Genomic DNA, 19,225 nt, shown 5'->3' with positions numbered 1-19,225 from the left:
TAACTATGATAAATGAACAAAATTATAATTATTTTATAACGAGTCTTAAACAACAATTCCATATAGATATTTCTTTATATAAGCAGGATAGAATGAGGAGAAGAATTGATTCTTTCCTCTCACGCAAAGGTTTTGAAAATTATACTCATTTTATCAATGCTCTGCGAAATGACCAAGAATTATTTACACACTTTATCGATCACATTACAATTAACGTATCGGAATTTTTCCGCAATAAAGAGCGTTGGCAAACACTTGAAACAAAAGTTTTACCAAAGCTGCTCCAACAAAATACTGGAAAGTTAAAAGCATGGAGTGCTGCATGTGCAGCTGGCGAGGAACCGTATACCCTTTCATTCATTTTATCAGAGCGATTGCCAACTTTTCGCTTTGAAATTCAAGCAACAGATCTCGATTTTCATATTTTAGAAAAAGCAAAACAAGGTCAATATACAGAACGCTCTTTGAAAGAGTTACCAGATGCTTTTAAAAAACGTCATTTTATAAAAGAAAATGATATATATACAATAAGTCCTAGCATAAAACAACAAGTAACCTTTAAACAACACGATTTATTGACACAAAGTTTCGACACAAATTTTGATTTAATTATTTGTCGCAATGTTATGATTTACTTTACAGAAGAAGCAAGGGCGCTACTTTATGACAAATTTAGTCGTTCCTTAAAAAAAGGCGGCGTATTATTTGTCGGTAGCACGGAGCAAATTTTAACTCCTGAGCGCTATAATCTTCAGCGCTTTGATACGTTCTTTTATGAAAAAATATAAAAAGGTCGCTGCTTTCTAAAAAAGCAGCGACCTTTTGTCTATCTATCATAACCGTATGAAAAGAATACAAACAATCCATATAAGTAAAAAACAAATCGTAATCGACCACTTATGTTCTTGCATCGCTTTTTTGAATTGGTGTGACAACTGTGTCATATTCATTTCGGCTAATGCACGCCATACACTCGCATCACGATCCTGAGAAGGATGAACACCATTTATTAATGAAGTTTCATTTGATAGTTTTGTCATATAAGTCGTAATGACGCTCATAATCATATTCAAATTACCTTGAGAAGGATTCTGCTCCGCCAAAGAAAGAAGCCCACTTACATCTAATAACGGGATAAATACTTTCCGTCCAAATACAAGCTGCACTTCGGCATAATCATACGTTCCATCTAATAAAGGAATCCCCTTTACATGTGCCTGCTTGACAATTCCTTCTATACTCCTCACAATTTGCTCATATATTTGTTCGGACTGCTTTCCTTCCTTCGCTACTATATGCAGTTTTGAGAATAACTGAAGTATCGTATCTATTTCTTTCGTGAGAAATGCCGTGAGCGCTTTTCCATCACCAAGATTTGTAAGTAAAATACCGATTTCATGATTCTTTGTAATGATTTGAGATTGAGTTGTAATTACTAGATTACTTTGTTTTCGCTCTTTATGTATCTCCTGTTTAGAAATAGTCGCAGACTGTTTGAACGGGTCTAACGTCTTGTTTTCCATACCAATGCGCTTAACATCCATTTTCATGCTCCTTTTCAAGCACTTTCGCATTTCATTATTATGTTAGCTCCACTCTTTATTACTTTTTACAACAAAGAATAACGCGAACAAGCCCGCTATTATCATAAATATTTGTGAAGCTTCAAATCTCTCTTCTTTTGGCTGTTTCTTCTCTTTTTTGCTTTCAACTTGCTCTTGCTTCTTAGAGCCCGTTTGATGATCTTTTTCATCTTTTTTTGACGGCTGTACTTTTTTCACTTCTTGTTCAGGTTGTTTTTGCTCTTCTTGTTTCTTCGGCACATCAGCAATTGGGACAACCGTCTCTTCCTTCGCAGCAACTTTCTCTTCTTTGATCGGCTCTTCCGTTTGTTTTTCTTCTTGAACTTGTTCTTTTGGCTCTTCGCTCTCTTTAGATGCTTGTTCTAAAATAGAGATAATATACGAACTTTCTTGCACAAATCGGTTACCAGCAGCGTCAACGATTTCAAGATGAAGATGGTATCTCCCCGTTTTCATCGCTTCTGTTACTTCATAAATTTTCCGCCAATCCTGTTCATGCTTTTGATAATCTAGTAAAAAAGTAATATCATGATTCGGTTCTTCCCCTTTTAATGCAACACGCACTTCTTTTACGATTGATTCTGCATCGGAGGCTTTCACACGAATCTCTAACATATCACCATTTCCCCGCTCGATTATCCCATCCTTTGCGTCTTCAACAACAAGTTGTTCTAACTTCGGCAATTCTTTATCTAAAGTCGGAGCTTCATTTTTAATGTTAACGAGTGGGATTTCTGTTTCTTTTTCTATGATTTCTTTACTTTCATCGTCTTCATACTGTTGCATAAGCTGAAGATGCCAATCTCCTTCTAAATCATAAGCTCCAACTGTGTAGGATGCAATCCACTTGTTCGCTTCTGCTTCATATTGAAAAATTAACGACCGCTCTTGCTCATATCGCCCTTCTTTCACTTGCAATTGCAGTGTTCCATTTATACTTTGCACATTTTGTTCTTTCGGTTCAATCGTAATTTTCAGCTGTTCTCCTAACATAAACTGAGGCTTACTCACCGTAACTATACCTAATTCTGTTTCAAACTTTTGTTCTTGCTCCTCTTGCTGCTTTTCTTGGTGTTCTATTTCTTCTTTTGGCTGTTTATTATTTTGCACATCTTGTTGGTTGATTGTTTCGATATTATTTTCTTGGACACTCTCTTCTGCTTTACTTTGAATTGGGAAGAAGAGAGGTAACTGTAATATCATCCAGCAAACGAGAACATATCTCATACTATTCATCTATTTGTTCAAGCTCCTATTTAACGTCTTATAACGATTTTGTAACTTTCACACCGAAAAATCCATCAACATTAACAAGTTCACCGTATGCAACTAATATATTATTCACATAAATTCGAATCGGTTCATCAATATCTTCATCAAGTACAACTGCATCATTTTCATGTAAACTTAATATATCTTCAATTGTTTTTACTGTACTTCCAAATACAAATTCCACATTTACTTCCACATCTTGAAGAATGGATGCATCGATTCCTAATGCATTAGTTGTTGAAATCTCTTGGAACTCGAATGGTTGCGCTTCTGATACTTGAACTGCTTCTTCATTCATTTCTTCTTGGACAACTTCTTCTGTCTCAATTTCAGCTTCTTCTATAACAGGATCTAACAGGCGCCGCACCATTTCCTTTGCTTCTGGGATTGGCAAGATCTGATACATCTTCGATTGAACAAGTTCTCCAATTTCAATATTAAATGTAATTTGAACTAGTTCATTCCAATTTGTACCTCCTCCCAAATATTCCATTTCTTCCTTTAAAGTAATAAATTTTACTGTTGGTGGAGTAATATCCATCTTTTCCTTGAACATTTCTGACATGGCAGTTGCCGCATGTCCCATCATTTGGTTCATAATTTCTTTAATGCCACTTAGTTCTAGTTCTGTTAACTCTTGGTCCGGATTAATTTCACCTGTTCCCATCATCATGAGATCTACCATCGTTAAAGCGACATCTTTCGTAAATACAAATACATTTTCATTTTTTAAACCTTCAACAAAGTCAACATTTAATATAACAAATGGAATTGGAACACCATCATAATGACGAGCATTGATTGTTTCTACATTTGGTGTACTAATACTAACCGGTTGATTTAATACTGTCGATAATACAGTTGATGCGGAACCAATGGAAATATTGGCGATTTCCCCTAACACATCTTTTTCTTCTTGTGTTAATTGCTCATTTACAGATTCTGTTTCTACTAATTCTTGTTTGTCTTCTACTTCTTTTCTTATTTCAATGTTTTTCTGTTCTTGTTCTGTACCACTAGACAACTGTAATAATTTGTCTATCATTTGTTTCGCATGTTCAACTGATACAATTTGCACAAGCTTAGAATTTACAAGACTATCTATTTTTAAATCAAACGATACTTTAATAATTATATTATTTTCTTCACTACCAGAGATTTTCTCCATTTCATCTAGTAGTTTTACAACCTTAATAGTCGGCGGCGACATGTCCACTGTATCTCGGAAAAACTCTGACATAGATGTTGCGGCAAACCCCATCATTTGATTCATAGCTTCCTGTACTGCACTTAGTTCTAATTCTCCAAGTTCTTTTCCTTCTTCAACTTCACCTGATCCCATCATCATGAGATCCGCAATAGCCAACGCAACATCTTGTTGAAGAACAAACAAGTTTTCTATATCTAATCCTTTTGTAAAATGAATATTTAATACGACATGTGGAACTTCTATTTCTCTCGCATCATATAAATTTACCATTTCAACATGAGGAGCAGTAATACTGACCTGTTTATTTAAAATCGTTGATAGAATCGTTGATGCAGAGCCAAATGAGATATTCGCAATCTCGCCTAGAATATCACATTCTTCAGATGTAAGTAATTGTTCTTCTTTTTCTGCCACAAGAGTTTCCGTTTCCTCTTTTGTATGTTCTTCAGGCATTTTTCTCGCCTCCTCATTTCTATTTCTTTCTTATGGTTTAGATAACCTTTCTATTATACCGTTATATTTTAACAAACTTATGATAAGAATGGTGATATAAATGAATAATAATACGGTTGATTATTATAGTCACGAAAAACTCCCCAATTTTGCACATTAGGGAGTTTCATTTCACTTATAAACCTTCTGGGTTTAAAATGAGGACTACCCGTCCGTCACCGAGAATTGTCGCACCAGAGAAATGTTTTGCACTTTCTGCAAAAAAGTCACCTAATGACTTTAAGACAATTTCCCTTTGACCAATAATTGTGTTTACGATAAGTCCATAGCTACGATGCGTATTGCGCACGATTAAAACAGGAATCATTTGATTATCATATGATGCAAATACCTCATCTGCTGTTTTTTCACCAAAGATCACACTTAAATGTTTCACTTCAATAATTTGGTCGCGATAATTTAAAACATCTTTTCCTTGCAATGATTGTATATCTTCTTTTCTAATTCGAATTGCTTCAACAATATTACCAAGTGGTAAAGCATATCGTGTTTCATTCGTTTGAATAAGCATAGATTGAATAATAGATAGCGTTAAAGGAAGTTCAATGCGGAATATGCTACCTTTTCCTTCTTCTGAATCAACAATTAAATGACCGCCGAGACTATTGAGTGTATGTTTAACAACATCTAATCCCACACCTCTTCCTGAAAGATCTGAAACAACTTCCGCTGTACTAAATCCAGGTTGAAAAATAAGATCAAATACTTCACGATCCGTTAATTTATTCGCTTCCGCTTCTGTTACAACACCATTTTTAATCGCTTTCTCTAATACTTTTCCTTTATTAATCCCGTTTCCATCATCAGTAATTTGAATGACAACATGATTTCCACTATGAAAAGCTTCTAATTTTATTGTTCCTGTCTCATTCTTTCCTACATCACGACGTTTTTCAACCGTTTCAATGCCATGATCTATTGCATTACGAATTAAATGAACAAGTGGGTCTCCAATCTCATCAATGACAATCTTATCGACTTCTGTATCTTCACCAGTAATCTGTAAATCAATCTTTTTCCCTAAATCTTTCGCTAGCATGCGCACCATGCGTGGAAAACGATTAAACACCGTTTCAATCGGTACCATACGCATGTTTAACAATACATTTTGAATGTCTTTTGAGATGTCTCCCAATCGATTTAAATGCTCTATGAGTTCTTTATTTTGAATCTTCTCTGCTAATTCATCAATACGGCCACGTTCAATGACACTTTCTTCAAACATATTCATTAATCGCTCTATCTTTTCTAACTGAACACGAATAGAACGATTTTCTACTTTTGCATTTTTTCCTTTTGCATTCCCTTTAGAAGATGCTCCTTTGTTAGCTGGTTGAGAAGAAGATGTTGCACTCTGCTTCGCTTCTTTCTCAGCTTGTGTCTCTATGACTGACTGTTCCTGTTTCGTTTGCTTCACTTCTACTTTTTCAATTTCTGAAACATGAAGTACAGCTTGCGTTAATTCTTCCTCGCTTCGCTCTGTATTCATGTAGACTGTAAAGTCAAATCCAAAAGCATCTGCTTCAATTTCCTCTATACTCGGAACTGTTTTTTCAATATCCCCTAAACCTTGCAGAACTTCTATACACATAATTGCTCGTACTGCTTTTAATATTGCTTGCTGCTCAATCGTAATATGAACTTCATGCGAAACTGTTTCATTGTCAGGTAATTCGATTTGCTGCTGGGTATCTGTTGTACTGACTCCATCACCATTTAACAACGCTTCTAGCTTCTGTTTTGTAGCCGCAACATCTAAATTCCCTACACCACCTTGTTGTACGTCAGCGACCATTTTTTCTAAATTATCAATACATTCAAAAATAACATCTATAATATCAGCATTAACTGCCATATTTCCATGACGAATTTCATCAAGAACATTTTCCATCTTATGTGTTAAATCAGCCATCTCTGTAAATTCCATACTTGCAGACATACCTTTAAATGTATGTGCAGAACGGAAAATTTCACCGACAACATCCATATCTTCAGGATTTTGTTCTAAATTTAAGACATTTTCATTTAATGATTGCAAATGTTCTTCTGCCTCTTCAAAAAATATATTTAATAAATCTGTTTGCATTTTCAACCCCCCTGCCTTATCAAGCATTTCATTTATGTATAACAATTTAATGTTTTAAAAACAATAGAAAAAGGGGCCCACACTTTTATATCTATCATTGTTCGATTCTTTGTGGCACCCCTCTTTATATGAATTAGCTCGCCGCTACTTTTGTTAATGCTTCAATAACACGGTCGGCTTGGAACGGTTTAACAATAAAGTCTTTTGCGCCGCCCTTAATCGCATCTAATACCATGCCTTGTTGTCCCATTGCAGAACAAATTACAACTTTTGCATTTGCATCAATTTTTATAATTTCTTGTAATGCTTCTAGACCATCCATTTCTGGCATTGTAATATCTAATGTTACAATATCAGGTTGAAGTTCCTTATATTTTTGAATCGCCTCTAGTCCGTTTTCTGCTTCACCGATAATTTCAAATTCCGGATTACTCTTTAATAAATTTTTAATCATCGTTCTCATAAACATCGCATCATCTACTACTAAAATTTTATGTGCCATTCTTTTCAATTCTCTCCTTCTATGTATAAATATATCATAATATTTCAGCTTATCATTCTCACTCATTATACAAAATAAAACGAGAAAATTTAATATTTTTTTAAAAGAATTTTTGTATTTCTATTATTTTTTTATGAAATACTCATATATTATTCTTTTACATATATCACAACACGACGATTTTTCGCCCAATTTTCTGGTGAATCGTTCGATACAACTGGTTTTGTATCGGCATATCCAACCGCTGCTAACCTTTTAGCATCTATGTCATATACTTCAATTAGATGATGAATCATGTTCGCAGCGCGTGCAGAGGATAACTCCCAGTTTGATGGGAATTTTTCATTATGAATCGGTCTACTATCTGTATGTCCTTCTACAACAATTGGATTCGGAACAGACTGAAAGAATCCAACTAATCTACTAATGATCTCTTTCGCTTCTGGTTTTACGTTTGCATCACCAGTATCAAATATTAAATTATCAACAATAACAATGCTAACCCCTGTATCTTCGCGGTACACCTGTACCTCCTGAATTCCATTCTCTGTTACGTAGCCTTTTAGCTTCTTATACAAATCATCCATTCTTTTTTTAGACGATACTTTCTCACTATTTTTTTCATGAGAAATATCTGGTATTGTATTTTCCATTACTTGTGCATCCACTTGCCCTTCATCACTAAACTTCTCAAGCATTTTTGATAATTTCGCTGTATCTTGTTTTGATGTCGCAACTAATAATACAAAAAAAGTAAGCAATAACATCGTTAAATCAGTAAAGGTCGTCATCCATCGAGGTGATCCTTTTTGCGGTCGTTTCATCATCATCCCACCCCTAAAAAGTTACGCTGCTCGTTTTTCTTTTTTTATTTTCGTTTCGTATACATACGTATCAAGCTTTAATTTTAATTTAGAAGGGATTTGTCCACGGTATAATTCTGAAATTGCCTCCATAATAAATTTCTTTTCAATGTATATATCTTCAATACCCCGGTATACTTTTTCAGCAAGCGGAATCATAATCATATTAGCAATAACAGATCCATATAACGTTGTTAACATAGCAACTGCCATTCCCGTACCAATTTGAGACGTATCCTGTAGATTTTGCAACATAATAATGAGACCAATTAATGTCCCAATCATTCCCCAAGCTGGTGCAAAATCACCAATTTTATCTAACAATGCTGCACCTTTTTTCAATTCATATACTTCTGTCTCAATATCTTTTGTTAATACCTCTCTTAACTCCTCTTCATCGTATCCACTGAGCATTAAGCGAATTCCTTTTTGAATAAAAGCATGATCTACTTCTTCTCCATCAGCTTCCAATGATAACAACCCATGTTTTTTCGATTTTTTGGAAAACTCTACAAACATCTCTGTTAATTGTTCTAAATCTTCGTCTCTTCTATGCAATACAGAAAAAATACTTTTTATATATTTTTTCATTTCACTAAATCTATACGCAACAACCACTGTTGCCATTGTTCCTCCTACAACAATTAAAATAGATGAAACGTCCAAGAAATTTTTAAATCCTTTTATTCCACCTCCACCAAACATAATAGCCGCAATTACAACAGCAAATCCTACTATAATCCCAAATGGGCTAGAAATATCAATTTTTCTTTTTTTCTTTTGTGGCCTAATTAATGGTTGATTTTCATCTCTCATATTTCTGCCCTTCCTTTTTTTATTTTTCTATTTTTTTATTTTGATAATACGTTTTCGCATTCGTTTTTTATTATACTTCCCTTATCTATTTATCGCAATAACCTCATAAAATTGACACATTTCTTTTTTATATTAAAATTACAATATACCGATATGAGGAGGATCCATATGGAGAATAATATTTTACAAGTCATTGCACTCGCAGAAAAATTAAAATATGAAATGAGACATAGCTGGCTTTCAAACGGTCGTCAAGAAAGTGTCGCTGAACATACATGGCGCATGTCGCTTATGGCTATCTTAGTTCAGCCTTATTTAGATAAAGAAGTAAATATGGAAAAACTGCTTAAAATGGTCATTATTCATGATCTTGTGGAAGCAGAAGCTGGAGATATTCCCGCTTTTGATACAATGAATAGTCAAGAATTACAATTAAAAAAACAAGAAAATGAACAACAAGCTATGTTAAATATTAAACAAACATTAGAAGGTCCTCTTGGTGAAGAATTGTATCATTTATGGATGGAATTTGAAGAAAAAGAAACATACGAAGCAAAAGTTGCAAATGCTCTAGATAAACTGGAAGTAAAGATCCAACATAACGAAGCAGATATTCGCACTTGGCTTCCTATTGAACATAAAATGACATTTCAAGTTGCTAAGCACACAAACTTCGATTCCTTCTTATCAAAATTACAAAAAATAATTGAACGAGAAGGCGAAAAGAAATTAATTGCCGCTGGCATTGATGTTGAGGCTTGTAAACAATAGTTTTATCTCCTCTTTCCTATTAAGACACTCTAAAGAGTGTCTTTCTTGATTTAGCACAATATTTCATACCATTTCTTTCTGTTCATTCATAAATCTATTAATTAACGCATCCAACTCTCTACTAAACAACAATACTTTATTGTGCGCTAACCCATATTGAGCCACAAGTACACTTAGCTCTTGCTTCTGATTTTCTATTTTCTCTTGTAATTGTCTCATCTCCATATCTATCATAAAAACCCCTTTTTTCCATATTATTACTTTTAAAGTATAATACATCCGCTCATATAAAAAAATAAAAAAACACGAATTTATTTAAATATTTATAAATTAAAAATTCATCATTGTAAAAACACCCTTTATTTTACTCACTTCTATCCATTGGATTCTATGGTTATTTTTTTAATTTCATTCAGCTTTCTATTTCGTGACCGATACATTTGCATAATTCTGCGCAAAAATAAAAAATCCAGTTATCAGTCAGAAGGAATCCTCCCATTGATTAAAAAAGTTTTTCTTTATCTGATTTATTTTTTCAAATGGACCTGCTCCTTTTTGGTCAACAAACATAACGTATGAAGTACCCCCCTTGTTATACAAATGCGCATTGGGAAAGGAGGAAAAAATCATGGGTTATGAAGCTAGTGGCTTTGGTTTTAGCGGCGGATTTGCTTTACTCGTTGTGCTGTTTATCCTTTTAATTATTATCGGATGTAGCTGCTGGGGCGGCGGATTTGGATATTAAAAGGGCACTCAAATGAGCGCCCTTTTTTTCTGTTACTTTTGTACGAGACTCTTTCATGCTATTTCATGATGAAAATAAACCATATATTATATAAAATAGAGAATAAGAAATATTTTTCTAAAGGAGGAGCAATCCAATGATTAAAGGCTTATATGAAGCCCATCTACCTGTTCGTAATCTAGAACGGTCCATCCCATTTTACGAATCTCTTGGCCTTAAACTATATAAAAAATATAAGAAAATTGCTTTCTTTTGGATTGTCGAAAATGAAAGTTGGCTTGGACTTTGGGAAGGTGATGAATATAAAATACCCTATCATCCTGCTTTAAGACATATTGCCTTTCGTATAGAAATGGATGACTTAGAGCAGGCAATCGAATGGCTGAATCAAAAAGGAATTATGGCAAAAAAAGACTTTAACATGGAGCCAATTGAACCGATTGTTTTTCCAGAACAAGCACATGCATCTGTTTATTTTCAAGATCCTGATGGAAATAGCTTAGAACTCATTGCGAGGCTTCCTGCTGAACTAGCACAAACGAAGAAAATGTATTTCAGTGAATGGAAAAAACAAGTGCAATCCTTACATAAAAAAGAAAGATAATCACAATACATTTACCATTTGCTAATACAAAATTTTCACATTTTAGCAAAACACTCTCCCCATTAAAATGATAGGAAGAATTGATAGCGCTTTCGATTCTATTCAAAGTTGTATTCAAATTATACATTGTTATGATAAATTGATTAATTTAAGGAAATAAAGGAGGCGGAACATGGATTTAATCAAAGAAGTGACTTTATTAAGATATCAATTTAGACTTATGCAAAGTATGATTCAGTCAGACGAATTCCCATTTTATAGATTTGTTATAGATTATGAATTTGAAGAAGAACAAGTAAATGCTTTAAGAAAAATTTTAATTGCATTTCATGATCGATTAACTAGAGAAGAAGTTTCGATTTTTGCTCAAAATGATCATTTATTTTCTAACTTTAAACTACCTTTAGATATGCTATACAGCCCAGAAAAGCCTAATTTAGATGAGTTTAAATTATATATCACTAAGATTTTTTATCAAGAATTTGAATTGAAATACTTGTTATTAAGTTTAAAAAAACAATGTATTTTTGTGAATGTCTGTGATTATCTGTTAGAGCAATTACAAATTAATAATAACGTTTGATTATGTAAATAAAGATTCCCTTTAAAAAATTTAAAGGGAATCTTTATTTATAAGTACTACGGACCCTATACTTATCATGAATTGAATGACTAATTATTACTGCTTATCAACAATTACTCCTCTCACCGCTGCTTTTATATAAGGAGCGTCTTGTAACTGTTGCAAAGACTCTGTTGTCCCTGTAATTACTACACCATATATAGGTAAATCTTTTGGAGAAATATCTTTAATATTTTTATAATGATTTTGAACATCATCATTATTAAGTTGATTATTCTCATTTAATTTTTTCATTGCATCCATAAAGTCTTTTGAATTACTCTTTAAATTTTCTTTTGAATATTCTTCTTTTTTTGTATAGCTTCCTTGAAATCCATATACATGCGTAGACATTTCAGCATTCAAAACAGCACCAGTTTTAGGATCTTTTAAACCTACATAAGTATCTGGACTATTTTCATTGTATGTGTCCACCCAATACCAAACTGGTTGTACAGCGTTTGGTAACATTTTTTCAATTTGCTCAACTGTATATGCTTTATCAAAAGATATAGCTATTTCTCCAACTTTATTTTGAAGTTCTCCAATGTTTTTAAGATCATTTACATAATTTCTATATGTAACAAATGGTAAATAAAATCGCATTTCTCTCTGCATCGTTTGACTATTATAATCTGGTAAATTTTCAAATTCATCCTTCTTATTACCAGATTCTTCGTCTAATATTGTATTTCCATTGAAATTCAATTGACTATATCCCCATATTGATGAATACTCATATATTTCATCAATCCATTTAACTGGTTGTCCAGCAATATTTTTATAAGAACTATATACAATTGTACCGCCAGTTAAACCCATATTTAATTTGGTATGTCCATTAAATAAAATATTAGGGCCTTTTACAGTATGCAATACATTCCTTTGTATCTCCATTTTAATAAAGGTCTTTTGAGAAAAATAAATAGAAGAAATATAAATTCCAATAATCACGATAATCGATGTACACAAAGAAATAATTAAATTTCGCAGAAGGTGCTTCCTCTTTGCTTTCTTTAGTAACCTCTTCATCTGGTTATCATCCATATCTAGTTCAAAATCTTTCCGACTCATATTACTCCCCCCTATACAATGCTTTAAATTGATTACGTGCCCTGTATAAATTTGTTTTAACAGTTTCTTCTTTCATGCCTAATAAAGAAGAAATTTCCTTATAAGATAATTCATAATTATATTTTAATAACAAAATATTCTTATAATCTGGATTCATTGTTTCCAGCACGTCTTGTATTTCCACTTGAAATTCTTTCGTTAGAATAATTTCATCTAACGATTTTTGACCAATAAGTCTAACTGACTCAATAGGGACCGGATTAATCCGTTTTGATTTCCTATATAAGTCCCGATATTGATTAATTGCTACCCGTAATAACCATGGAGTCAGTTTTTCTAACGAAATATCATCCATTAAAAACATTGCTTTGTATAATGTATCTTGTACAATATCTTCAGCATCTTTTACCTCTACACCAAGCTTTAATAAGTATTTATAAATAACTTGGGATTTTTCTACTAATAATGATTCAAATGTATCATGATTCATCTAGCTCTCCTTTCTATATAATTAACGTTTGAAAACGTAAAATGTATACAAGCTTTATAAAAAAACTTTGAATTTCTTGAGCAAAGAGTTGTAATTCATCAGATACAGAAATAGACATACAAACACGCCACCCTTTCCTATGATGATCCAGCAAGGATAGCGTATTTTTTGCTTTATGGGTAAAAAACTAGATTGATAGAGATTGTTTTTAAATCGCAAAGAAAAAACACAGAGGTTTGTTATGAGGCCACTGAAAAAGTCCACCTAATAAGAAAAAGGAGACCACCACCTACTATATACAGGTGATGGTCTCCTTTGTGTTTTCTATATATCGATAAAATGCACGTTATTTTTTCAAAGCAATCACTTTTTCAGTGCCTTCGTTTGTTATCTCTGTGTTTTTTCTTACATCGTTTAAAATGATTGTTACAAGGTTTCCAAAATATAGACCTGACATTTATAAAGCTATCCTTTTGAGACAGGCTCATATCACATTATCTTTTATTCAAACCTCTTTTATGTAAAAATTCCTTCATATGCATTCGTTTTTCTTTTGACATGAATGTGCTCATTGATTCTGTCCATGTTACATTTTTTTGATTGGTAGATCGGGCGTTATAATATGCACGCATCGTTTCGTCATATGTTTCTAATAGTGATTCATATTTCGCTACATCGTATGTATTTTCATGTAAAATGGCTTCTACTGGCAAGCGCGGTTTTACCTCACGTTCTTGATCTGGCACTCCAATTGCCATCCCGAAGACCGGATATACTTTATCTGGTAAATGAAGTAACTCACTCACTTCTTCTGGGTTATTTCGAATGCCCCCAATATAACAAATACCATATCCCAATGATTCTGCAGCAAGTGCTAAGTTTTGAGCAAATAATGATACATCTACTGTAGCAACGATAAAATCTTCTGCGCTATCATGTTTCATCTCTGCTCCATGTTTCTCACAAGCAATTTCTAAACGTTTTAAATCCGCACAACAAACAACGAATGCTCCGCAATGTTGCACATGTCGATTTCCAGATAACTCTGCTAGCTTTGCTTTTAATGTTTCATCTGTTACATAGAGAACGGAATACGCTTGAACAAAATGAGATGATGCTGCATGCTGAGCTGCCTGTACCATTCGTTCTATTATATTTGTAGGAATCGATTCGTTTTTATATTTTCGTACTGACGTATGACTCTTCATTTTCTGTATCATTTCATTCATCAAAATCGCTCCTCTTCCTAATGAAAAATTAATACCTGAATTGTAACAAAAACTACTTTTCCCTTCCAAGTAAAGTGACATCATAATAAAATATTATATTCGGTTCAATACCCAATATTTTGTGATTGCAAAATATTCTCGAATATTCGATTTGATGACAATTGGTTTTGGCGTTCTAGCAGAAAGCCCTTCTAAATGTAAGCCTTGTTTCTCAGCAATTTTTTTAGCACGAAACATATGAAAATCATTTGTAACGAGAAGGCCCTTTTTTCGATCTGGTGGAATCAGCTTTTTAGAGAATGTAATATTTTCATTTGTATTTGTCGAGCGATCTTCCAGTATCATTCTTTCCTCTGAGATGCCCTGTTTCATAAGTCCACGTTTCATTGCCAATGCTTCTGAAATATGTTCCTTCTTTCCTTGGCCTCCCGATAGAATCACTATTGTTCTATCATTCTGTTTTAAATAGCTCGCCGCTGCATCGATTCGATATTGTAACGCATATGATGGTTTACTTCCTTTCACACTCGTTCCAAGTACAATCATATAGTCTGCATCATTTTTCACTTCCATATGTCCATACTTATATATTTCGTACTGCAAGAAACTTATATAACCAATGACAATGAACATTGTAATCAGGCTATATTTTATACCTTTTTTCTTTGTTAACATTTACGATTAATCTCCTATTTTTCTATTTTTTCATTATAATGCTATTACTAATATTTTCATATATAAAATCCCAACAAAATAAATCAAATCTCAAAATGTAATATTTATCATCTGTGCAGGGCATAGTAAAGAAAGTGTATACCATTTATCATGCAAATTTGTCTTAAGGGGTGGCAACGTTGTTTGTTTTTTTAAGTACAGTAACTTTCTTATATATATTATTTATTATAGCGATTAAACTATTAGGAAAATCAGCATTAGCACAGCTCACACCGCATGATTTTGGCGCTATCATCTTTTTATCTTATTTAGCTTTCGGAGCAATTAAAATAGACAACCTATTTCAGGCCATTATGGGTATTATAATTGTTACATTTCTCCACCTTCTCATTACAAAGCTTAGTTTGTTAAACAAACTGAACCCTTTTATTCTTGGACATCCAACACTTCTCATCAAACATGGAAATATTTTATTTGAAAACTTAAAAGAAAGCAGATATCCGATTGCAGAACTACTCTCTAACTTAAGAGTAGCTGGATATCCAAATGTCAGTGATATTGAATATGCAATTTTAGAGGCAAATGGTTCCATTAGTATTTTACCAAAAAGAGAACTGATCCCACTTACTCCAAAAGATATACAGATGGATGTTGCATACGCCGGCTTACCAGTAGCAGTTATTGTTGATGAACAAATTCAATATGACAATTTAAAACTAATTCATAAAAATGTAGATTGGCTACAAAAAGAATTAAGAGCAAAAGGATTTGATACAATAAAAGGCATCGCATTTGCTTCTGTTCAAGAAATAGATGGTTCTTTTGCCATTAGCCTCAAAAACGAAAAATCCCCTTAATATAGAAAGGGGATTTCTATTATGCTTCATTCTGTTTCTTTATCCCCCTCTCCTCCTTTGAAAGCGGGATTCAGTTTCTCCACATTTCATTACACTTCAATAATAATCGGAAGAATCATTGGTTTTCGTTTTGTACTCGTATATATCAATTGACTTAATTTTTCTCTTATTTCCTTCTTCAAAATCGACCATTGCCCCACATAAGATTGCTGCAGACGCTGAATCGTTTCTACAACGGATTGATTGATCTCCTTAAGAAATTCTTCCGAATCACGAACATATATGAAACCGCGTGAAATAATGTCTGGTCCTGAGATCATTTCTCCGTCTGTTTTGCTCAAAGTAATTACGATAACAAGCATACCATCTTCCGAAAGTTGTTTGCGATCACGCAAAAGAGCATTTCCTACATCGCCAATTCCAAGTCCATCTACATATATGTTCCCAGCCGGTATCCTTCTTGATTGATAGGCGACTCGTTTCGTTATATCCACTACATCCCCATTTTTAATGATAAAAATGTTCTCTTTTTGAACCCCAACAGACTCTGCTAACAAACTATGATGGTGTAACATTCTAAATTCACCATGAATCGGAATAAAATATTTCGGTTTCATTAAAGTTAACATTAATTTTAATTCTTCCTGATATGCATGCCCGGACACATGCATCCCTGTCGAACTTCCTGTACCGTAAATCACATTGGCACCTAACACAAATAAATTATCAATAATACGTGACACGTTACGTTCATTTCCAGGTATAGGCGTTGCTGCAATAATGACAGTATCCTCTGGCAAAATCTCCACTTGACGATAGCTTCCACTAGCTAAACGAGCAAGTGCTGCCATCGGTTCCCCTTGGCTACCTGTACAGAGAATTGCTACTTTCTCTGGATCTAACCTATTGATTTCATCCGCTTCAATTAACATTCCTTCAGGAATCGTTAAATATCCTTGCTCCATTGCGACAGATACTACATTTACCATACTTCTTCCTAGTAACGCCAATTTCCTATTTGTTTTTATACAAGCTTTCACTACTTGTTGTACACGATTCACATTCGAAGCAAAAGTAGAGAGAATCACTTTTCTTGGCGCTTTCTGAAACGCTTCTTCTATCCGTTCACCTACCGAGCGCTCTGAGGGGCTAAATCCGGCTCGCTCTGCATTTGTACTTTCAGAAAGTAACGCTAGCACTCCTTTTTCTCCAATGTTTGCCATTTTATGAATATCCGGATATTGCTCATTTACAGGTGTTAAATCAAATTTAAAGTCCCCTGTATGTACGACTGTTCCTTCTTCTGTATGAAATGCAATCCCGAGACAATCAGGAATACTATGATTTGTTTTAAAAAAAGTAAGACGCATTGTCTCCAACTCAATTTCAGATTCAGAGTCAATCATAATCAGTTTCGTTTGATTTTGTAAGTGATGTTCTTTTAATTTCAGTTCGATTAAGCCGAGCGTCAATTTGCTTGCATAAATAGGGATGTTTAATTGTTTTAATATATACGGTATCCCCCCAATATGATCTTCATGTCCATGTGTAACAAAGAGCCCCCGAATTTTTTCTTTATTTTCTTGTAAATATGTAATATCTGGAATAATGAGATCAATTCCCAATAAGCTTTCATCCGGGAATTTAGAACCACAGTCTACTACTACAATCTCATTTTTATATTGAATAGCATACATATTTTTTCCTATCTCGTTCACTCCGCCTAACGCAAAAATTGATAATGTATTTTCTGACATGCTCAAATTCAATATCCTCCTTTTCCACCTATTAAAGGACATCTACATAAGCATAGTATCCTTTTTATAAAACCATTCCATTTAAGGATTATTATCTGCTATGAAAAGACGTTCCATACCTAGAAGAACATGAATTTTTCATAAAAAGATGATGTCACCAAATCATGAAAACTATGAAAATCTTTTAAATTAACATTGATTTTTTTGAAAATGTATTATATATTTGTTACAGGTTCAAATTACGAGTTCAAAAGAACCTGTATTAAGAACCTTTGTTTAATGTGTACATATAATCTTACATTAAGCAAATTCCGAGAAATCGTTATATAAAACAAAACACGAAAAGGAGAGATGAGATGGAATTTTTCTTTCAAATTGCCTTAATTTTATTAAGTACAAAAATCGCAGGGGATATAAGTGTTAGGCTCGGGCAACCGTCTGTACTTGGAAAATTACTTGTCGGTATTATAATCGGTCCTGCGGTATTAGGGTGGGTAAATAACTCAGATTTACTTACACAATTAAGTGAAGTCGGCGTTATCCTTCTTATGTTTATGGCTGGACTGGAAACGGATTTAAAAGAACTGAATGAAAATCGCAATTCTTCTTTTGCAGTTGCTGTTGGGGGGATTATTCTTCCATTTGTAGGTGGGTATGTAGCTGGTCTTGTAATGGGTATGGATCAAGCAAACGCAGTCTTTTTAGGCCTCCTACTATGTGCAACGAGCGTAAGTATTTCTGTCCAAACGCTTAGAGATTTAGGGAAAATGAAAACACGCGAAAGTACAACGATGCTTGGCGCAGCTGTATTTGACGATATTTTAGTTGTGATTTTATTAGCGTTTGCAATGAGTTTCTTAGGTGCTGATGATGTAAACTTAACAATGGTTGTCTTGAAGAAAGTTGTCTTCTTTGCGTCTATTATTTTAATTGGTTGGAAAGGCGTTCCAATGATTATGCGCTGGTTATCACCACTGCGTGTCTCAGAATCTATTATTAGCGCAGCTCTTATTATTTGTTTTGCATTTGCGTATTTCGGTGAAATATTAGGAATTGCAGGTATTATCGGTGCATTTGCAGCAGGTATCGCGATTTCTCAAACAGATTATAAACATGAAGTTGAAAAGAAAGTAGAACCAATTGCCTATGCAATGTTCGTTCCTATTTTCTTTGTAAGTATTGGCATGAACATTACATTTGCAGGTATTGGAGATAAAGTGTGGTTTATCTTAGCCTTAACGGTAATTGCTGTTTTAACAAAACTGATCGGATGTGGATTTGGGGCACGTATAACAGGATTTGATTTACAGTCCTCTACAATCATTGGATCTGGTATGGTTTCACGCGGGGAGGTTGCTCTTATTATTGCCGGGCAAGGATTAACGTCTGGATTATTAGCAAAAGACTACTTTACAGCCATTGTAATCGTCGTTATTTTGACAACAATGATTACACCCCCAATGCTGAAGTACTCTTTCGGTGTGAAAGATAAACAGTTAAAACAAAGTGCATAGTATTCATCATAAAACAGCAAGCCAAACAACGGCTTGCTGTTT

General features: G+C 33.8%; 20 protein-coding genes. 7 read left to right on the top strand and 13 right to left on the bottom strand.

Translation table 11 applies throughout. The features are described from left to right. Nucleotides 1-5 precede the first annotated feature (5 nt). On the top strand, nt 6-788 hold the full coding sequence (locus MR058_RS03990; protein ID WP_041809613.1) for a CheR family methyltransferase: 783 nt from the start codon (nt 6-8) through the stop codon (nt 786-788). A 45-nt stretch (nt 789-833) separates the two neighbouring features. On the opposite strand, the gene MR058_RS03985 is transcribed toward MR058_RS03990, so the two are convergent. From MR058_RS03985 to MR058_RS03955, 7 genes are all read right to left on the bottom strand, one after another. Beyond that, a complete protein-coding gene (locus MR058_RS03985; RefSeq protein ID WP_242142744.1) occupies nt 834-1,544 on the bottom strand; it encodes a hypothetical protein in 711 nt (236 codons plus the stop codon). A 42-nt stretch (nt 1,545-1,586) separates the two neighbouring features. After that, on the bottom strand, nt 1,587-2,819 hold the full coding sequence (locus MR058_RS03980; RefSeq protein WP_242142743.1) for a transglycosylase: 1,233 nt from the start codon (nt 2,817-2,819) through the stop codon (nt 1,587-1,589). A 28-nt stretch (nt 2,820-2,847) separates the two neighbouring features. After that, a complete protein-coding gene (locus MR058_RS03975; RefSeq protein WP_242142742.1) occupies nt 2,848-4,518 on the bottom strand; it encodes a flagellar motor switch protein in 1,671 nt (556 codons plus the stop codon). Nucleotides 4,519-4,693: 175 nt separating this feature from the next. Beyond that, nucleotides 4,694-6,664, bottom strand: a complete 1,971-nt coding sequence (locus tag MR058_RS03970) for a chemotaxis protein CheA (RefSeq protein ID WP_242142741.1) — start codon at nt 6,662-6,664, stop codon at nt 4,694-4,696. A 133-nt stretch (nt 6,665-6,797) separates the two neighbouring features. After that, nucleotides 6,798-7,166: a response regulator gene (locus MR058_RS03965; protein WP_242142740.1), complete on the bottom strand. Its 369-nt coding sequence runs from the start codon at nt 7,164-7,166 to the stop codon at nt 6,798-6,800. A gap of 149 nt (nt 7,167-7,315) precedes the next feature. Continuing rightward, on the bottom strand, nt 7,316-7,993 hold the full coding sequence (locus MR058_RS03960; protein WP_242142739.1) for an OmpA family protein: 678 nt from the start codon (nt 7,991-7,993) through the stop codon (nt 7,316-7,318). Between the two features lie 18 nt (nt 7,994-8,011). Further along, the gene (locus tag MR058_RS03955) at nt 8,012-8,845 is read right to left on the bottom strand and encodes a MotA/TolQ/ExbB proton channel family protein (protein ID WP_242142738.1); all 834 of its coding nucleotides are present in this window, start codon (nt 8,843-8,845) and stop codon (nt 8,012-8,014) included. 168 nt (nt 8,846-9,013) lie between these two features. Here MR058_RS03955 and MR058_RS03950 point away from each other — a divergent pair, with 168 nt between their 5' ends. After that, a complete protein-coding gene (locus MR058_RS03950; protein WP_242142737.1) occupies nt 9,014-9,616 on the top strand; it encodes an HD domain-containing protein in 603 nt (200 codons plus the stop codon). Between the two features lie 63 nt (nt 9,617-9,679). On the opposite strand, the gene MR058_RS03945 is transcribed toward MR058_RS03950, so the two are convergent. Further along, nucleotides 9,680-9,895: an aspartyl-phosphate phosphatase Spo0E family protein gene (locus MR058_RS03945; RefSeq protein ID WP_242142736.1), complete on the bottom strand. Its 216-nt coding sequence runs from the start codon at nt 9,893-9,895 to the stop codon at nt 9,680-9,682. A 349-nt stretch (nt 9,896-10,244) separates the two neighbouring features. On the opposite strand from MR058_RS03945, the gene MR058_RS03940 reads away from it, so the two are divergent. From MR058_RS03940 to MR058_RS03930, 3 genes are all read left to right on the top strand, one after another. After that, on the top strand, nt 10,245-10,361 hold the full coding sequence (locus tag MR058_RS03940; protein ID WP_081428358.1) for a YjcZ family sporulation protein: 117 nt from the start codon (nt 10,245-10,247) through the stop codon (nt 10,359-10,361). 136 nt (nt 10,362-10,497) lie between these two features. Continuing rightward, a complete protein-coding gene (locus MR058_RS03935; RefSeq protein WP_242142735.1) occupies nt 10,498-10,965 on the top strand; it encodes a VOC family protein in 468 nt (155 codons plus the stop codon). 172 nt (nt 10,966-11,137) lie between these two features. Next, nucleotides 11,138-11,548 (top strand): DUF1878 family protein, encoded by a 411-nt coding sequence (locus MR058_RS03930; protein ID WP_242142734.1) that lies wholly within the window; start codon nt 11,138-11,140, stop codon nt 11,546-11,548. A gap of 96 nt (nt 11,549-11,644) precedes the next feature. Here MR058_RS03930 and MR058_RS03925 read toward each other — a convergent pair whose 3' ends face one another. The 4 genes from MR058_RS03925 to MR058_RS03910 form a co-directional block, all read right to left on the bottom strand. Further along, the gene (locus MR058_RS03925) at nt 11,645-12,661 is read right to left on the bottom strand and encodes an anti-sigma factor C-terminal domain-containing protein (RefSeq protein ID WP_242142733.1); all 1,017 of its coding nucleotides are present in this window, start codon (nt 12,659-12,661) and stop codon (nt 11,645-11,647) included. A 1-nt stretch (nt 12,662) separates the two neighbouring features. Next, entirely contained in the window at nt 12,663-13,151 is a 489-nt protein-coding gene (locus MR058_RS03920; protein ID WP_242142732.1) for an RNA polymerase sigma factor, read from the bottom strand. A 494-nt stretch (nt 13,152-13,645) separates the two neighbouring features. Then, on the bottom strand, nt 13,646-14,380 hold the full coding sequence (gene nfsA / locus MR058_RS03915; protein ID WP_242142731.1) for an oxygen-insensitive NADPH nitroreductase: 735 nt from the start codon (nt 14,378-14,380) through the stop codon (nt 13,646-13,648). Nucleotides 14,381-14,473: 93 nt separating this feature from the next. Next, nucleotides 14,474-15,055 carry a YdcF family protein gene (locus MR058_RS03910; protein WP_242142730.1) on the bottom strand — a complete coding sequence of 194 codons (582 nt, stop codon included), beginning with the start codon at nt 15,053-15,055 and terminating at the stop codon, nt 14,474-14,476. 179 nt (nt 15,056-15,234) lie between these two features. On the opposite strand from MR058_RS03910, the gene MR058_RS03905 reads away from it, so the two are divergent. Continuing rightward, nucleotides 15,235-15,912 (top strand): DUF421 domain-containing protein, encoded by a 678-nt coding sequence (locus tag MR058_RS03905; protein WP_242142729.1) that lies wholly within the window; start codon nt 15,235-15,237, stop codon nt 15,910-15,912. 89 nt (nt 15,913-16,001) lie between these two features. On the opposite strand, the gene MR058_RS03900 is transcribed toward MR058_RS03905, so the two are convergent. Then, the gene (locus MR058_RS03900; RefSeq protein WP_396021418.1) at nt 16,002-17,669 is read right to left on the bottom strand and encodes a ribonuclease J; all 1,668 of its coding nucleotides are present in this window, start codon (nt 17,667-17,669) and stop codon (nt 16,002-16,004) included. Between the two features lie 356 nt (nt 17,670-18,025). On the opposite strand from MR058_RS03900, the gene MR058_RS03895 reads away from it, so the two are divergent. Then, on the top strand, nt 18,026-19,183 hold the full coding sequence (locus MR058_RS03895) for a cation:proton antiporter (RefSeq protein WP_242142727.1): 1,158 nt from the start codon (nt 18,026-18,028) through the stop codon (nt 19,181-19,183). The last annotated feature ends 42 nt before the right edge of the window (nt 19,184-19,225 follow it).

Origin of the sequence: Bacillus cereus group sp. BfR-BA-01430, assembly GCF_022663115.1 — a bacterium.
In the GTDB taxonomy this organism is placed as follows: domain Bacteria; phylum Bacillota; class Bacilli; order Bacillales; family Bacillaceae_G; genus Bacillus_A; species Bacillus_A cereus_BD.
The sequence above is the reverse complement of the archived record's forward strand: the minus strand, read 5'-3'. Positions and strand labels throughout refer to the sequence as shown.